Genomic DNA, 15,651 nt, shown 5'->3' with positions numbered 1-15,651 from the left:
GATGAAGGGCGTTGCGTACTGCATTCATAGTTTATGAGTGCGCTTCAAAAGACGTCTGACCCGCCGGACAAACAATTAAGAGGTCATGATGAGTACAGAAATTAAAACTCAGGTCGTGGTACTTGGGGCTGGTCCTGCAGGCTATTCTGCCGCTTTCCGTTGCGCTGATTTAGGTCTTGAAACTATTCTGGTTGAGCGTTACTCCACTCTTGGTGGTGTTTGCCTTAACGTTGGTTGTATCCCCTCCAAAGCTCTGCTGCACGTTGCAAAAGTGATTTCCGAAGCTAAATCTTTGGAAGCACACGGCATTGTTTTCGGTCAGCCACAAACTGACATCGATAAAGTCCGCCTGTGGAAAGAGAAAGTCATCGGCCAACTGACCGGTGGTCTGGCTGGCATGGCAAAAGGCCGCAAAGTTAAAGTTGTAAACGGCCTGGGCAAATTTACCGGTGCAAACACCCTGGTTGTTGAAGGTGAGAACGGTCCAACGACCATCACTTTCGATAACGCGATCATCGCTGCGGGCTCACGTCCAATCACTCTGCCATTTATCCCTCATGATGACTCACGCGTTTGGGATTCTACCGATGCGCTGGAGCTGAAGACCATTCCTGAGCGTCTGCTGGTCATGGGCGGCGGTATTATCGGTCTGGAAATGGCAACCGTGTATCACGCGCTGGGTTCAAAAATCGACGTGGTCGAAATGTTTGACCAAGTGATCCCGGCTGCCGATAAAGACGTGGTTAAAGTCTTTACCAAAAAAATCAGCAAGCAGTTCAACCTGATGCTGGAAACCAAAGTCACTAACGTCGAAGCGAAAGAAGACGGTATTTACGTAACGATGGAAGGCAAGAAAGCTCCGGCAGAACCGCAGCGTTACGACGCCGTGCTGGTAGCAATCGGCCGTGTTCCTAATGGTAAGTCGCTGGAAGCTGGCGCAGCTGGCGTTGAAGTTGACGATCGTGGTTTCATCCACGTCGACAAACAAATGCGCACCAACATTCCTCACATCTACGCTATCGGCGATATCGTGGGTCAGCCAATGCTGGCGCACAAAGGTGTGCATGAAGGTCACGTGGCTGCTGAAGTTATCTCAGGCAAAAAACACTACTTCGATCCGAAGGTTATTCCTTCAATCGCCTACACTGAGCCAGAAGTTGCCTGGGTGGGTCTGACCGAGAAAGAAGCCAAAGAGAAAGGCATCAGCTACGAAACCGCCACCTTCCCTTGGGCAGCTTCCGGTCGTGCGATTGCTTCCGATTGCGCAGACGGTATCACCAAGCTTATTTTCGACAAAGAATCCAACCGTATCATCGGTGGTGCTATTGTTGGGACTAACGGCGGCGAGCTGCTGGGTGAAATTGGCCTGGCTATCGAGATGGGTTGTGATGCCGAAGATCTGGCACTGACCATCCACGCACACCCAACGCTGCACGAATCTGTCGGTCTGGCTGCCGAGCTATACGAAGGTAGCATCACTGACCTGCCAAACCCAAAAGCCAAGAAAAAGTAACTTCTGCTTAAAGGTTCAAACGGCTCCTGAGAAGGGGCCGTTTTTATTTATATGCCTGATATAAAAGGCCGCTCCGAGAAGCGGCCAGTAACTTACTTGTTCTGGTTGATAACATTAATGTTCAGATAAATATGGGATATTGACCATCCGCCATTTATCAAACTCAATGTACTCCCCAGTACAACAATAAGGATATAAACAGAAATCCTTTTCATTGCGCGATCCTTTGCAGAACCACGACCACGTCAACTTCATCGGAAAAATATCGGTGAAACAAGTGCTCTGTGGCACTTGAATCGTAGTGTTGATGAGCTGCCTCCTGGCCCGATGACCGGTCGCTAAACCGGCGAAGCAGTCCAGCCTGGATAGTACCGTGACACTGGTTTTTTACACAGCATTTCTGAGTTGTTTTTTTGAGCTATGTGAGGCATACTTCATTTGCTCTGTGGCACTTGTATTAGTAGCTTACTGATATTAAGTATTTCATTCAGCTGCGCTAACAGTTGTCTGGAAGCAAAAAACCGTCCTTGTGACGGTTTTTTTGTACCTGAATTTTGTGGTTATAGCGCTTTGTTGTTTGGATGCGCGAACAAGTCTTTCATGTCATCTGACATCGCAAAATCCATGTTCAGGTTTTTAGGCGGCACGGGTTGCAGGAACCAGCGGGTGTACCATTTAGCTGCTTCGCCGGAGGTTTGCGCGCTGGCAATGGTGTCATCGACCAATTTCTCAAACTGCGGATCGTTTTTACGCAGCATACACCCATAAGCCTCACGCGATTGCGGCGTGCCAATGATTTCCCAGTCTGATGGTTTACGCGCTTTGGCACGGTCACCGGCCAACAGAGCATCATCCATCATATAAGCAGAAGCGCGGCCGGTTTCCAGAGTATGGAATGCCGAAGCGCCTCCTTCTTGCGCACTGATGATGCGCATCTGCATCTTTTTATCGCTATTCATTTTGTTCAACAGGATTTCCGAGGTGGTGCCGCCGGTCGTTGAAACAGCCTTGCCGTTTAAGTCAGAGAAATCTTTGATTCCTGAACCTTTCTTAACCAGCAGTTTGGTGCCGACGATGAAAATGCTGTCTGAGAAAGTGACCTGCTGCTGACGCTCAGGGTTATTAGTCGTTGAACCACACTCAAAATCATAGACATTGTTTTGCAGCAACGGGATGCGGTTAGGCGAGGTAATAGAGATAAACTTCACCGTAATATTATCTTTATTCAGGCGTTTTTTGATTGCATCGACAATCGCATTGGAATATTCCTGCGAATAGCCGAGGATCTTGTTATCGTCACCCTTGTAAGAGAAAGGCACGTTGGATTCGCGATAACCCACGGTCACCAGATTTTGATCGTCAATCTTCTTCAAAGTCCCGGTCAAGGTTTCTGCCTGAGCGTATCCACAGAGTAGGGCGGAGCAGAGAATAACTTTTTGTATGTTCTTGCGTGACATCTTCTTTCCTTGCTGATTAAGAGATAAAAACGGCATGACTTTCAGCGACTCATCATGCAAGGCTCAGGCCAAAACAAATACAGCAGTCGATCACACTGTGCTCAACGATTCAGCAAATATTTTATGTTGCTTTTTTGTGAACGAATTAACAAGCGAGTCAAACCCTGCTATGCTGCCACAGCGCAACCGGGGACTGTCGTCGCTAAGCGTTCAGGATGTTTCGCTTACGCCTCACACAAGACAACCCCGCCGTGATCCGGCTATCGACCACATTTAACCCCATTTTCAGGGCGCTTTGACCCTCCGGGGTTTTGGCTGATTGATGTCGGAACCCAGGCTCAGCCTGGATATAATAAATGACAATGAGAGCGAGGAGAGAGTCGTGCTAGAAGAATACCGTAAGCACGTAGCCGAGCGTGCTGCACAGGGCATTGTCCCTAAGCCGCTCGATGCTTCACAAATGGCCGCACTGGTTGAATCCCTGAAGAACCCGTCTGAAGGTGAAGAAGAAACTCTGCTGGACCTGCTGATTAACCGCGTACCGCCGGGCGTTGACGAAGCCGCTTATGTCAAAGCCGGATTCCTGGCAGCCGTTGCCAAGGGTGAAACGACATCTCCGCTGGTGACTTGCGAAAAAGCGATTGAACTGTTGGGCACCATGCAAGGTGGCTACAACATTCATCCATTGATTGAAGCGCTGGAAAACGAAAAGCTGGCTCCGATCGCTGCTAAAGCGCTGTCGCACACTCTGCTGATGTTCGACAACTTCTATGATGTCGAAGAGAAAGCCAAAGCGGGCAACAGCCACGCTATCAAAATTCTGCAGTCGTGGGCCGATGCCGAGTGGTATCTTGCACGTCCTAAACCGGCTGAAAAAATTACCGTCACCGTGTTCAAAGTGACCGGCGAAACCAATACCGACGATCTGTCACCCGCACCTGATGCCTGGTCGCGCCCGGATATTCCGCTGCACGCTCTGGCAATGCTGAAAATCGAACGTGAAGGCATCATTCCTGACCAGCCTGGCACTATCGGTCCAATCAAACAGATTGATGAGCTGAATAAGAAAGGCTTCCCGCTGGCTTACGTCGGCGACGTGGTTGGTACCGGTTCTTCGCGTAAATCCGCGACTAACTCAGTGTTGTGGTACATGGGAGACGACATTCCTTACGTGCCTAACAAACGCGGTGGTGGTGTCGTTCTTGGCAGCAAAATTGCGCCAATTTTCTTCAACACCATGGAAGATGCTGGGGCTTTGCCGATCGAAGTTGACGTGTCTAACCTGAACATGGGCGATGTGATCGACATCTATCCGTACAAGGGTGAAGTTCGCAACCACGAAACTGACGAAGTGATTGCTACTTTCGAACTGAAAACCGATGTTCTGCTCGATGAAGTTCGCGCTGGTGGACGTATTCCGTTGATCATTGGCCGTGGTTTGACTACCAAGGCGCGCGAATCACTGAAGCTGCCTATCAGCGAAGTGTTCAAAGTTGCCAAGCCGGTAGCTCTCAGCTCCAAAGGCTTCTCTCTGGCGCAGAAAATGGTCGGTCGCGCCTGTGGCGTTGAAGGTATTCGTCCTAACGAATACTGCGAGCCGAAAATGACTTCTGTAGGTTCTCAGGACACCACCGGTCCAATGACCCGTGATGAGCTGAAAGACCTCGCCTGTCTGGGCTTCTCTGCCGATCTGGTGATGCAGTCATTCTGTCATACCGCCGCTTATCCTAAGCCGGTTGACGTGACCACGCACCACACGCTGCCAGACTTCATCATGAACCGCGGCGGTGTTTCACTGCGTCCGGGCGATGGCATCATTCACTCCTGGCTGAACCGTATGCTGCTGCCAGATACCGTCGGCACTGGCGGTGACTCGCACACTCGTTTCCCAATCGGCATTTCATTCCCGGCAGGTTCTGGACTGGTGGCGTTTGCGGCCGCCACCGGCGTAATGCCGCTGGATATGCCAGAGTCTGTTCTGGTGCGCTTCAAGGGTAAAATGCAACCGGGGATCACCTTGCGTGACCTGGTTCATGCCATCCCTTATTACGCGATTCAGGAAGGCCATCTGACCGTTGAGAAAAAAGGTAAGAAAAACCTGTTTTCAGGTCGCATCCTGGAAATTGAAGGTTTGCCAGAGCTGAAAGTCGAGCAGGCATTCGAGCTGGCCGACGCCTCGGCGGAACGTTCTGCTGCAGGCTGTACCATCAAACTTGATCAGGCACCGATTAAAGAGTATCTGAGCTCTAACATCGTGTTGCTGAAGTGGATGATCTCCGAAGGTTACGGCGACCGTCGTACCATCGAGCGCCGTATCACCGGCATGGAAGAGTGGCTTGCCAACCCGACTCTGCTCGAAGCCGACGCCGATGCGGAATATGCCGCGGTGATCGAAATCGATCTGAACGAGATCAAAGAGCCGATTCTTTGTGCGCCAAACGATCCGGACGATGCCCGTTTGCTGTCAAGCGTTGCCAACAGCAAAATCGACGAAGTGTTTATCGGTTCGTGCATGACTAACATCGGTCACTTCCGCGCTGCCGGTAAGTTGCTCGACAGCCACAAAGGCGCGTTGCCAACCCGCTTGTGGGTTGCGCCACCGACCAAAATGGATGCCGCACAGCTGACCGAAGAAGGTTATTACAGCGTATTCGGCAAGAGCGGTGCTCGCGTCGAGATCCCTGGCTGCTCATTGTGCATGGGTAACCAGGCGCGCGTAGCCGATGGCTCCACCGTGGTTTCCACCTCGACCCGTAACTTCCCGAACCGCCTTGGTAACGGAGCAAACGTTTATCTGGCTTCTGCCGAACTGGCTGCAATCGCCTCCTTGCTGGGACGTTTGCCAACGCCGGAAGAGTATCTGGGTTACATGGCAGAGGTTGATAAGACGGCGGTAGACACCTATCGTTATCTGAACTTCGATAAGCTGAGCGAATATACCGATAAAGCTGACAGCGTGATCTTCCAAACCGCGCTTTAAGTCGCTATATTGCGCCACAGAACATAAGGAGGCTTCGGCCTCCTTTTTTATTGGGTTGTTCTCAAGAATTTTCTGTTTCTATAATTAAATTAGTCTTAAAGCCAATCGGGAGATAAGACCATGGATTATGATTTCCTGCGTGATATCACCGGGCAAGTAAAGGCCCGTTTTTCGATGGGTCATGAAGTGATCGGCCACTGGCTGAATGAAGAAATTAATGGCGATTTAAGCCTGCTCGACAAGATAGAAGCCGCCGCTGCGGAATTGAAAGGCAGTGAACGAACCTGGCAAATGGAAGGCCATGAATACACGCTGTGGCTGGATGGTGAAGAGGTCATGGTCAGGGCGAACCAGCTGGATTTAGAAAGCGATGGCATGGAAGAAGGCATGAATTATTACGATGAAGAAAGCCTGTCTTTCTGCGGCATCGAAGACTTTCTGCTGGTGCTGGAAAAGTATCGCGCATTTATCGTGACCTATCGCTAAACGGTATATGCACCAGTCAAAAAAGGCCGCAGCATCAACAAGATGTGCGGCCTTTTTATTTAGACGTTCGGGATGTTTCGGCCGTAGTAGATTTCCTGCATCTCTTTATAAAGCAGGTCGGTAATCTCTTTACGCTCGACGGCACTCAGCTCATCCGGTTTGGCGTTGAACAGATAATGTTTGAGATCGAAGTCTTTGAGCATCATCTTGGTGTGAAAGATATTTTCCTGAAACACGTTGACGTCCATCAAGTGATACAACGATTTCATATCTACCGACATAAAGTTCTGAATCGAATTAATGGAATGGTCAATATAGTGTTTCACACCATTGATATCACGAGTGAAACCACGTACGCGATAGTCAATAGTCACGATGTCTGATTCCAACTGGTGAATTAAATAGTTCAGTGCTTTAAGCGGTGAAATCACTCCGCAGGTCGATACTTCAATATCGGCGCGGAAAGTGCACAGCCCGCCTTCCGGATGACTTTCCGGATAGGTGTGAACGCAGATGTGGCTTTTATCGAGGTGGGCCACCACTGAGCTCGGTAATGGACCGGGATGCTCAGATGTATCAACGTCTTTGGGATCAATCGGTTCCTCGCAGACCAGAATCGTCACGCTGGCACCTTGCGGTTCGTAATCCTGGCGCGCGACGTTAAGGATGTTGGCGCCGATGATTGAGCAGGTCTCGGTGAGGATCTCCGTCAGGCGATTGGCGCTGTATTCTTTATCGATGTAAGCGATATAGCCGGCGCGGTCGTCTGCGGTTTTGGCATAGCAAATATCGTAGATACAAAAACTTAAACTCTTGGTCAGGTTATTGAAACCATGCAGTTTCAGCTTTTTCAATTTAGTTCACCCCCTTGTGGATGGTGTTTCAACGGCTTGCTGAAAGGGCATTCAGTAAGTATTGCGGCAGGGCAAAGCTGCCGTGGTGGATGCCTGGATTATAATATCGGCTGACGATGTTTGAGGCGGCAAAGCGTTCCTGCAGCTTATCGACACTCAGACTACGGTATTGCGGATTATTGCTTGCCCAGGCAAAGGTCATGATCCCGCCATAATAAGTTGGGATCGCCGCCTGATAAAAGCTGACGTCTTCGAAATAGTGACTCAGTTTTTGATGGCTGTTGACTGCCTCATCCTGTTGCAGGAAACAAACTCCGTTCTGCGCCACGAAGACACCATCGGGATTGAGACAGCGGGCGCAGCCTTCGTAGAAGCGGGAGGTGAACAGGCTCTCGCCCGGCCCGATAGGATCGGTGCAGTCAGAAATGATCACATCAAAGGTTTCGTGGGTCTGATTGACGAAATTGACCCCGTCATCAATGACCAGATTAAAGCGGGCGTCTTCATAAGAACCCGCGTTATGGCCGGGCAGATACTGGCGGCAGAATTCGACCACGCCAGGATCAATTTCCACCATGGTGATTTGCTCAACGCCCTTGTGGCGGCAAACTTCGCGAAGCATACCGCCGTCACCACCGCCAATAATCAACACTTTTTTAGCACCGCCGTGAGCCAGCAGTGGAACATGGGTCATCATTTCGTGATAGATAAACTCATCGCGCTCGGTAGTTTGCACCACGCCGTCGAGCGCCATTACGCGGCCCAGCGCCGCATTTTCAAAAATCACCAGATCCTGATGCTGGGTTTTATCGCGATAAAGTTCTGTTTCAACAGTGAAATATTGGCCGAAACTGTCGTGCAGCGTCTCATACCAAATTTCTTTCCGAGATATTTTTTGAGACATATTCTTACCCTTATCCTGAGTACTCACCGCCTTGAAGATTGGTGAAATAGGGTAGCGAATTCGGCCGTGGCTTGCACGGTCAAACCTCAGCCAAGACAATCATTATTGTCAGGGGTGTATTACAGGCGGGGTATCTTCAGAGGATATTCTAGCTCACCCCACAGAAAGCGGGGCGAGGCGGTACAATTTAGTTACTGTACGTTAGTAATCCCAACGAATCTCGGGCCAAAGACTTGCATTTAACCGGTTTTGGAACCGCGATACCGCTAAGGTCGCGATAGCTGTCCTCACCCAACGCCTGCATGTCGAAGTTAGCGTAATTGGTTAAATCCCAGTGATTTTGCTGTGCGAAAAATATTATCGCCCGTTTGATTTGCGTGTTGGGAAGTTGGTCATAGCCGCAATTATTTTTCAGATAAACAAAAACAGCGGTCAGGTCGGCAAGATCTTCTGCTTCCGGCTCGCTAAGCGCCTGGCTGGCCGAGGAGAATCCGAGTAACGTCAGCAATAGCAGACTCAGGGTGGTTTTTTTCATGCTCTGCCTTGTTTTTGTAGGTAAATGAGTCTTTGCCGTTAAGTTGAATCTGGCGATAAAAAGTGCTTTAAGCACAGTAAAAATATTCAGCATAGTAATGATTAGGCCCATAAATTATCAAAATGACGTTACCATATTTGCCACAGCGCACATAAATTTCTTTTACATCAGTTTTTTTCAAATCTTATATCGGCTTGACCTTAACCCTGGGGAAAGGTTTAGTCTGAGTGAATCAGCCTCTCTTTTGACATCAAAAAGGACCGACCATGTATCGTCGCGATTTTATCAAGCTGGCCGCGTTATACGGCAGCGTCGCTGCCCTTCCTGCATGGAGCCGCCAGGCTTTTGCGGACAGTCGCCCGGCGCTGCCGATCCCCGAGATCCTGCAGCCAGATGTCAGAGGAATCTATCGTCTCAGGCTTCAGCAGGGCCAAAGCCAGATTTTAACGGGTGTTAATACCACGATCTGGGGCGTTAATGGCAATCTGCCTGGCCCCGCGCTGAGACTGCGCAGAGGCAAGCCGGTAGGGGTTATCGTTGAAAATAACTTACCTCAGGCCAGCACGGTACATTGGCACGGACTTGAGATCCCCGGCGATGCAGATGGCGGCCCACAGGCGATGATTGCACCCGGCGCTCGTCGAGAGGTGCAATTTACTGTAGACCAACCTGCGACAACCTGCTGGTTTCACCCTCATCCACATCAGACCAGCGGTTATCAGGTAGCAATGGGGTTGGCGGGATTGGTGATAATTGATGACGAGGATGGCGATAAGCTGAAAATTCCTTCGCGCTGGGGTGTTGATGACATTCCAGTAATTTTGCAGGATAAACGGCTTAACGCGGCCGGTCAGATTGATTATCAGCTCGATATCATGACCGCCGCGGTGGGGTGGTTCGGGCAACACATGCTGACCAACGGCGTGATTTATCCGCAACACGGCGTGTCACGCGGCTGGGTGCGGCTGCGTTTGCTTAATGGCTGTAATGCCCGCTCGTTGATACTTGCGACCAGCGATCGTCGCCCGCTGTATGTCATTGCCAGCGACGGCGGTTTCCTGCCGGAACCGGTTAAGGTCAGCGAATTGCCAATGCTGATGGGCGAGCGCTTTGAAGTGATGATCGACTGTTCCGACGGCAAAGCTTTTGATTTGGTAACACTTCCGGTGAAGCAGATGGGCATGACGCTGGCTCCGTTCGACCAGCCACTGGCGGTGCTGAAAATCCAGCCAACTATTACCCAGTCTGGCTCCTCTTTGCCTGATTCGCTGATTGCCTTGCCGCCGCTGCCTTCGCATGATGACATCCCAACGCGCTGGCTACAGCTGATGATGGATCCGCAGCTTGACCAGCAAGGCATGCAGGCATTGATGAAACGCTATGGTCACGGAGCAATGGCGGGTATGAGCATGGAAAACGGCAGCACGGATAATATGGCTGCAATGCCGGGCATGTCTGCGGCTGGGCATCAGAGTATGGATATGTCGGGTGGGCATCAGAATATGAAAATGCCGGGCATGTCTTCAAGTGACCATGCGGGTATGGCGATGCCGCAACAGGCTGCACACTTTGACTATATGACCGCCAACAAGATTAACGGCAAAGCCTACGATATGAATCACCCGGCGTTTGCAGTCAGGCAGGGGCAATATGAGAAATGGACGATATCTGGCGAAGGAGACATGATGCTGCATCCTTTCCATATCCACGGCACTCAGTTTCGTATCCTTACCGAAAACGGCCAGCCAGTGGCAAAACATCGTCAGGGATGGAAAGATACCGTACGCGTAGAGGGCGGCCGTAGCGAAGTTCTGGTGCAGTTCAACCATCGCGCCGACCAGCAGCATGCCTACATGGCGCACTGTCATCTGCTCGAACATGAGGATACAGGCATGATGACCAGCTTCACCGTTGCCTGATTGGCTAGGCGTCGACCATTCTGCGTTGCGGATTCGACCCTCGTCTAGACTCGGCTCGCTGGCTTATCGTTTTGTACAAGGGAAAGGGAAATTTCTTGTTGCGCAACGTTCTTTGATATACTCCCTGCGCACAAAGACTGCCATCAGCCATAATGGTGGCAGGACTCATTTTATTTTTAGGTAGCCAGGCTTGATATGAAACACACTGTAGACGTAATGATTTCCGAACAGGAAGTAAAAACCCGTATTGCCGAGTTGGGTCGTGAGATCACTGAACACTATCGCGACAGCGGTAGTGAAATGGTTTTGGTCGGGCTGTTACGTGGATCGTTTATGTTTATGGCCGATTTATGCCGCGCTATCGACGTCCCGCATGAGGTCGATTTCATGACGGCTTCAAGTTACGGCAACGGTATGTCGACCACTCGCGATGTGAAAATCCTCAAAGACCTGGACGAAGATATTCGCGGCAAAGATGTGCTGATCGTCGAAGATATTATCGATTCAGGTAATACGCTGAGCAAAGTCCGTGAAATCTTCAAATTGCGCGGCCCGAAATCTCTGGCAATCTGTACGTTGCTCGACAAGCCGGAGCGCCGCGAGGTTGACGTCACCGTGGAGTACGTCGGATTCACCATTCCAGACGAGTTTGTGGTTGGTTATGGTATCGACTACGCACAGCGCTATCGCCATCTGCCGTATGTCGGCAAAGTCACCATGCTCGAAGAGTAAGCAATTCGCTACCAGATTTAGCCACTTCTGACCCCGGCAGTGCTCAAAATCCTCATGGACTTTATGTCCACTCCGGTTTCTGCGCGCTGTCCGAATCACAATTGGCGTCATCTGCTACGCTCTTGGTCAGATTTAGCCACTTCTGACCCGGGCAGTGCTCAAAATTGAGTCAGCGCACATACTGGAACGTTAAACGCCCCGAACTATTGTATAGTCCGGGGCGTTATTATTAGTGCCGGTTATGATTGAAAATGTCGTTATTTTGACTGTTCAATCAGGGAAGCAACGCCCCGATGATAGCGCTGCTCGAGCTCTTCACGGCTGTTGGATGCCATATTCAAGTCACGCAACAGGCCATCCTGAAGTCCGTACACCCAGCCGTGAATAGTGATTTTTTGACCGCGTTGCCAGGCACTGCGCATCACGGTGGAGTGCCCCAGGTTATACACCTGTTCCGCAACATTCAGCTCACAGAGTTTATTCAGACGGTCATCAGGCTCAAGTTCGCTAAGCGCGTGTCCGTGCTTGAAATAGATGTCGCGGATATGCAGCAGCCAGTTATCGATTAATCCTAATTCCGGGTTTTCGATCGCCGCCTTCACGCCGCCGCAGCCGTGGTGACCACAAATAATCACGTGTTCAACTTCCAGCACGTCGATAGCGTATTGCACAACGGACAGGCAGTTGAGATCAGTGTGGATAACCAGGTTGGCAACGTTACGGTGAACAAAAAGTTCGCCAGGTTCCAGTCCGGTTAAACGTTCAGCAGGAACGCGGCTGTCGGAACAACCGATCCATAGAAAACGTGGTTTCTGAGCAAGAGAGAGGCGTTCGAAAAAGCCAGGATCTTCCTCTTCCATTATTTTTGACCAGGCAGCGTTGTTACTGATCAGTGTTTCGATATCTTTCATGAAAGTTAATAGCCTGTAAGAAAGCGTCTACGTTGGAGTAATATAGGTCAACTCGAATGAAATTCACAAGGGTTCTGCTTAACCTATACGAATCTTGAGAAAACAATACATTGAAAACAAGGTAAGACTTCACTTATGACATACGCTTTAGAACTGGAGAAGTTAACCAAAACCTACGCAGGCGGTGTACAGGCTCTACGCGGGATTGACTTGCGTGTTGAAGCCGGCGATTTCTATGCGCTGCTAGGTCCCAACGGGGCCGGAAAGTCCACTACCATAGGCATTATCAGCTCGCTGGTAAACAAGTCCTCCGGCAAGGTTCAGGTATTTGGTTACGACATCGACAAGGATATTGTTAACGCCAAGCGCCAGCTCGGACTGGTCCCTCAGGAGTTCAACTTTAACCCTTTTGAAACCGTGATGCAGGTTGTGGTTAATCAGGCAGGCTACTACGGCGTGAAGCGTTCTGACGCCCTATCACGTGCTGAAAAGTATCTCACTCAGCTCGACTTGTGGGGTAAACGCAACGATCGCTCGCGCATGCTGTCGGGCGGGATGAAACGTCGTCTGATGATTGCCCGTGCGCTGATGCATGAGCCTAAACTGCTAATCCTCGATGAGCCAACCGCGGGTGTGGATATCGAGCTGCGCCGTTCTATGTGGGGCTTCCTGAAAGAACTAAATGTGCAGGGTACAACCATTATTCTAACCACCCACTATCTTGAAGAGGCCGAGATGCTGTGTCGCAATATCGGCATTATTCAGGGCGGTCTGCTGGTGGAAAACACCTCGATGAAATCGCTGCTGGCCAAGCAGAAATCAGAAACTTTCGTGCTTGATTTGGCACCGAAAAGCGCGATTCCCAAACTCGAGGGCTATCCCAGTAACCTGCTTGATACCTCGACGCTGGAAGTTGAGGTGATGCGCGAGCAGGGTCTTAATTCGCTGTTTAGCCAGCTGAGCAAGCAGGGCGTACAGGTGTTGAGCATGCGCAACAAGGCTAACCGTTTGGAAGAGCTGTTTGTCACCCTGGTAAATGGCAGTGAGGGTAAAAAATAATGTCGCAACTCTATTGGGTGGCACTAAAAAGTATCTGGATGAAAGAGATTAACCGTTTTGGACGCATCTGGGTGCAAACCCTGGTCCCACCGGTGATCACTATGTCCCTGTATTTTGTGATTTTTGGGAATTTGATTGGTTCACGCATCGGCGATATGCACGGTTTCAGCTACATGCAATTTATCGTCCCCGGCCTGATTATGATGTCGGTTATCACCAACTCCTACGCCAATGTCGCGTCGTCGTTTTTCAGCGCCAAATTCCAGCGCAACATTGAAGAACTGCTGGTAGCGCCTGTGCCAACTCACGTGGTGATCGCCGGTTACGTCGGTGGCGGCGTGGCACGCGGTATTTGTGTGGGGATTTTGGTCACCGTCATCTCGCTGTTCTTCGTGCATCTTACTATCCACTCATGGTGGGTAATTGCGTTGACGCTGCTGCTGACCGCCATCCTGTTCTCGCTGGGTGGTTTGCTGAACGCAGTATTTGCTACGACTTTTGACGATATCAGCCTGATACCGACCTTCGTGCTGACACCGCTGACTTATCTGGGCGGGGTATTTTACTCTCTGACCCTGCTGCCGCCGATTTGGCAGGCGATCTCCAAGCTTAACCCGATCGTTTATATGATCAGCGGATTCCGCTACGGATTTCTGGGAATTTCAGATGTGCCACTGGTGTTTACCATGGCGGTGCTGGTGGCGTTCATCGTGGTATTTTACCTGCTGGCCTGGTACCTGATCGAGCGCGGACGCGGGCTAAGAAGTTAATCAATTTTGCCAGATTTAGCCGATAAAAAACGGGAGCCATCAAGCTCCCGTTTTCTTTAAGCGAAATAACGGAGGGCTATCAGGCTACCTGAACCGGCACCGCTTTGGCTGTGCGTTTCAGCAGGTTTTTGCCTTCAAAATAGGCCACATTTGGCTTGTGTTGACGCGCTTCGGCGTCTGACATCTGCACGTAGGAACAGATGATCAGCAGATCGTCGACGCTGGCACAATGTGCCGCGGCACCGTTTACTGAAATAATATGCGAACCGCGTTCCGCCGCAATAGCATAGGTAGAAAAACGTTTACCGTTGGTCACATTATAAATATCGATGGCTTCGTATTCCAGAATACCGGAAGCATCGAGAAAGTCCTGATCGATGGCGCATGAACCTTCATAGTGTAAATCGGCATGTGTCACGTGGACTCGGTGGAGTTTGCCTTGCAGCATATTACGTACCATAACCTACCTCTTCCTCATTTGAGCCACAGCGTCGTTGGCTGCTCTCATTCACCCGCATCACTTACCTGAGTAAGCTCAACGGGATTCATTCGTTTGCCGCCTTGCTGTGACTCAAATGAGTTCGAGGTGAACACTTTGTTTAGCCACAGCGTTGTTGGCTGCTCTCATTCACCCGCATCACTTACCTGAGTAAGCTCAACGGGATTCATTCGTTACCTACACGGTCAGATCGACTTCCTGATTGTCTATCAGGCGAGCTTTGCCAAGCCATGCGGCCATCAGGATCACCGCCGAGGTACTGTCTACCGACAGGTCGCGCAGGTTTTTGGCATCGCGGATAAACAGTTCGTCCGGGGTGAAACCTGCCTCGCGCAGTTGTTCGGCGCAGTCTGTCAGCAGTTCTTCAACGTGGCGTTCTCCCTGAGACAGGCGAGTTGCCAGCTGATTCATGATTTTTGCCAGCTTGGGCGCGATTTTACGTTCATCGTGGGTCAGGTAACCGTTGCGCGAACTGAGCGCCAGACCGTCTTTGGCGCGGACTGTCGGTACGCCAACAATCTCCAGATCGTAGCCCATATCTTCTACCAACGCGCGGATCAGCGCCAGCTGTTGATAGTCTTTCTGACCAAAACAGGCGACATCGGGCTGTACCAGGTTAAACAGTTTGCTGACGATGGTCGAGACGCCACGAAAATGCCCCGGGCGGCTGGCACCTTCGAGGATGGTCGACAGGCCGGGCACGTCAACCTGAGTCTGCGAAGCCAGACCTTTCGGATAAACTTCGGCCGGAATCGGTGCGAATACCAGATCAACGCCGCGTTTATTCAGCTTCTCGCAGTCTTCCTGCAGGGTTCGTGGATAACGTTCGAGGTCGTCGGCACGTTCAAACTGCATCGGGTTCACGAAGATGCTGACGATAACAATGTCGGCGCGCGCTCTGGCTTCATCCACTAACGTCATATGGCCTTGATGTAAATTGCCCATCGTCGGCACCAGCGCTATGTGCTTGTTGTTCTGCTTGAAGAAGCGGATCTCTCTACGCAGCAGCGGGATAGTTTCAATGATTAACAC

14 protein-coding genes are annotated in these 15,651 nt (G+C 50.7%); 7 read left to right on the top strand and 7 right to left on the bottom strand.

Features of this window, described 5'->3' with window-relative positions; translation table 11 throughout:
* The first annotated feature begins 88 nt into the window (after nt 1-88).
* Complete coding sequence (lpdA, locus tag SPM24T3_RS00270; RefSeq protein WP_009634665.1) at nt 89-1,513, top strand: dihydrolipoyl dehydrogenase; 1,425 nt, start codon at nt 89-91, stop codon at nt 1,511-1,513.
* A 560-nt stretch (nt 1,514-2,073) separates the two neighbouring features.
* Here the strand turns inward: lpdA and SPM24T3_RS00265 are convergent.
* Entirely contained in the window at nt 2,074-2,970 is an 897-nt protein-coding gene (locus SPM24T3_RS00265; RefSeq protein ID WP_009634664.1) for a glutamate/aspartate ABC transporter substrate-binding protein, read from the bottom strand.
* A gap of 382 nt (nt 2,971-3,352) precedes the next feature.
* Between SPM24T3_RS00265 and acnB the strand changes: the two genes are divergently transcribed.
* Together acnB and yacL are read left to right on the top strand one after the other, a co-directional pair.
* Nucleotides 3,353-5,950 carry a bifunctional aconitate hydratase 2/2-methylisocitrate dehydratase gene (gene acnB / locus SPM24T3_RS00260; RefSeq protein ID WP_009634663.1) on the top strand — a complete coding sequence of 866 codons (2,598 nt, stop codon included), beginning with the start codon at nt 3,353-3,355 and terminating at the stop codon, nt 5,948-5,950.
* 120 nt (nt 5,951-6,070) lie between these two features.
* Nucleotides 6,071-6,436: a protein YacL gene (gene yacL, locus SPM24T3_RS00255; protein WP_009634662.1), complete on the top strand. Its 366-nt coding sequence runs from the start codon at nt 6,071-6,073 to the stop codon at nt 6,434-6,436.
* A gap of 59 nt (nt 6,437-6,495) precedes the next feature.
* On the opposite strand, the gene speD is transcribed toward yacL, so the two are convergent.
* The 3 genes from speD to SPM24T3_RS00240 form a co-directional block, all read right to left on the bottom strand.
* Nucleotides 6,496-7,290, bottom strand: a complete 795-nt coding sequence (gene speD, locus SPM24T3_RS00250) for an adenosylmethionine decarboxylase (protein ID WP_009634661.1) — start codon at nt 7,288-7,290, stop codon at nt 6,496-6,498.
* 28 nt (nt 7,291-7,318) lie between these two features.
* A complete protein-coding gene (gene speE, locus SPM24T3_RS00245; protein WP_192807923.1) occupies nt 7,319-8,182 on the bottom strand; it encodes a polyamine aminopropyltransferase in 864 nt (287 codons plus the stop codon).
* A 199-nt stretch (nt 8,183-8,381) separates the two neighbouring features.
* Complete coding sequence (locus SPM24T3_RS00240) at nt 8,382-8,729, bottom strand: YacC family pilotin-like protein (RefSeq protein WP_009634659.1); 348 nt, start codon at nt 8,727-8,729, stop codon at nt 8,382-8,384.
* Nucleotides 8,730-8,995: 266 nt separating this feature from the next.
* Between SPM24T3_RS00240 and cueO the strand changes: the two genes are divergently transcribed.
* Complete coding sequence (gene cueO / locus SPM24T3_RS00235) at nt 8,996-10,648, top strand: multicopper oxidase CueO (protein WP_009634658.1); 1,653 nt, start codon at nt 8,996-8,998, stop codon at nt 10,646-10,648.
* Nucleotides 10,649-10,843: 195 nt separating this feature from the next.
* Nucleotides 10,844-11,380: a hypoxanthine phosphoribosyltransferase gene (hpt, locus tag SPM24T3_RS00230; RefSeq protein ID WP_009634656.1), complete on the top strand. Its 537-nt coding sequence runs from the start codon at nt 10,844-10,846 to the stop codon at nt 11,378-11,380.
* Nucleotides 11,381-11,637: 257 nt separating this feature from the next.
* Here hpt and can read toward each other — a convergent pair whose 3' ends face one another.
* Nucleotides 11,638-12,291 carry a carbonate dehydratase gene (gene can, locus SPM24T3_RS00225; protein WP_009634655.1) on the bottom strand — a complete coding sequence of 218 codons (654 nt, stop codon included), beginning with the start codon at nt 12,289-12,291 and terminating at the stop codon, nt 11,638-11,640.
* Nucleotides 12,292-12,426: 135 nt separating this feature from the next.
* Here can and SPM24T3_RS00220 point away from each other — a divergent pair, with 135 nt between their 5' ends.
* Nucleotides 12,427-13,350: an ABC transporter ATP-binding protein gene (locus tag SPM24T3_RS00220; RefSeq protein ID WP_009634654.1), complete on the top strand. Its 924-nt coding sequence runs from the start codon at nt 12,427-12,429 to the stop codon at nt 13,348-13,350.
* A complete protein-coding gene (locus tag SPM24T3_RS00215) occupies nt 13,350-14,120 on the top strand; it encodes an ABC transporter permease (protein ID WP_009634653.1) in 771 nt (256 codons plus the stop codon). Before SPM24T3_RS00220 ends, SPM24T3_RS00215 begins: the two co-directional genes overlap by 1 nt.
* 79 nt (nt 14,121-14,199) lie before the next feature.
* Here the strand turns inward: SPM24T3_RS00215 and panD are convergent, their stop codons facing one another.
* Both panD and panC read right to left on the bottom strand, forming a co-directional pair.
* Nucleotides 14,200-14,580, bottom strand: coding sequence for an aspartate 1-decarboxylase (panD, locus tag SPM24T3_RS00210; RefSeq protein ID WP_009634652.1), 381 nt, complete (start codon nt 14,578-14,580; stop codon nt 14,200-14,202).
* A 216-nt stretch (nt 14,581-14,796) separates the two neighbouring features.
* Complete coding sequence (panC, locus tag SPM24T3_RS00205; protein WP_009634651.1) at nt 14,797-15,651, bottom strand: pantoate--beta-alanine ligase; 855 nt, start codon at nt 15,649-15,651, stop codon at nt 14,797-14,799.

This window comes from Serratia sp. M24T3 (genome assembly GCF_000257645.1).
In the GTDB taxonomy this organism is placed as follows: domain Bacteria; phylum Pseudomonadota; class Gammaproteobacteria; order Enterobacterales; family Enterobacteriaceae; genus Rouxiella.
Note: the sequence above shows the minus strand (reverse complement) of the source record. Positions and strands in the feature narration are given on the sequence as shown.

Excerpts from the sequence above, each read along its gene's own strand:
- lpdA (WP_009634665.1), top strand. The coding sequence starts at position 89 with ATGAGTACAGAAATTAAAACTCAGGTCGTGGTACTTGGGGCTGGTCCT.
- SPM24T3_RS00265 (WP_009634664.1), bottom strand. The coding sequence starts at position 2,970 with ATGTCACGCAAGAACATACAAAAAGTTATTCTCTGCTCCGCCCTACTC.
- yacL (WP_009634662.1), top strand. The coding sequence starts at position 6,071 with ATGGATTATGATTTCCTGCGTGATATCACCGGGCAAGTAAAGGCCCGT.
- SPM24T3_RS00240 (WP_009634659.1), bottom strand. The coding sequence starts at position 8,729 with ATGAAAAAAACCACCCTGAGTCTGCTATTGCTGACGTTACTCGGATTC.
- cueO (WP_009634658.1), top strand. The coding sequence starts at position 8,996 with ATGTATCGTCGCGATTTTATCAAGCTGGCCGCGTTATACGGCAGCGTC.
- hpt (WP_009634656.1), top strand. The coding sequence starts at position 10,844 with ATGAAACACACTGTAGACGTAATGATTTCCGAACAGGAAGTAAAAACC.
- can (WP_009634655.1), bottom strand. The coding sequence starts at position 12,291 with ATGAAAGATATCGAAACACTGATCAGTAACAACGCTGCCTGGTCAAAA.
- SPM24T3_RS00220 (WP_009634654.1), top strand. The coding sequence starts at position 12,427 with ATGACATACGCTTTAGAACTGGAGAAGTTAACCAAAACCTACGCAGGC.
- SPM24T3_RS00215 (WP_009634653.1), top strand. The coding sequence starts at position 13,350 with ATGTCGCAACTCTATTGGGTGGCACTAAAAAGTATCTGGATGAAAGAG.
- panD (WP_009634652.1), bottom strand. The coding sequence starts at position 14,580 with ATGGTACGTAATATGCTGCAAGGCAAACTCCACCGAGTCCACGTGACA.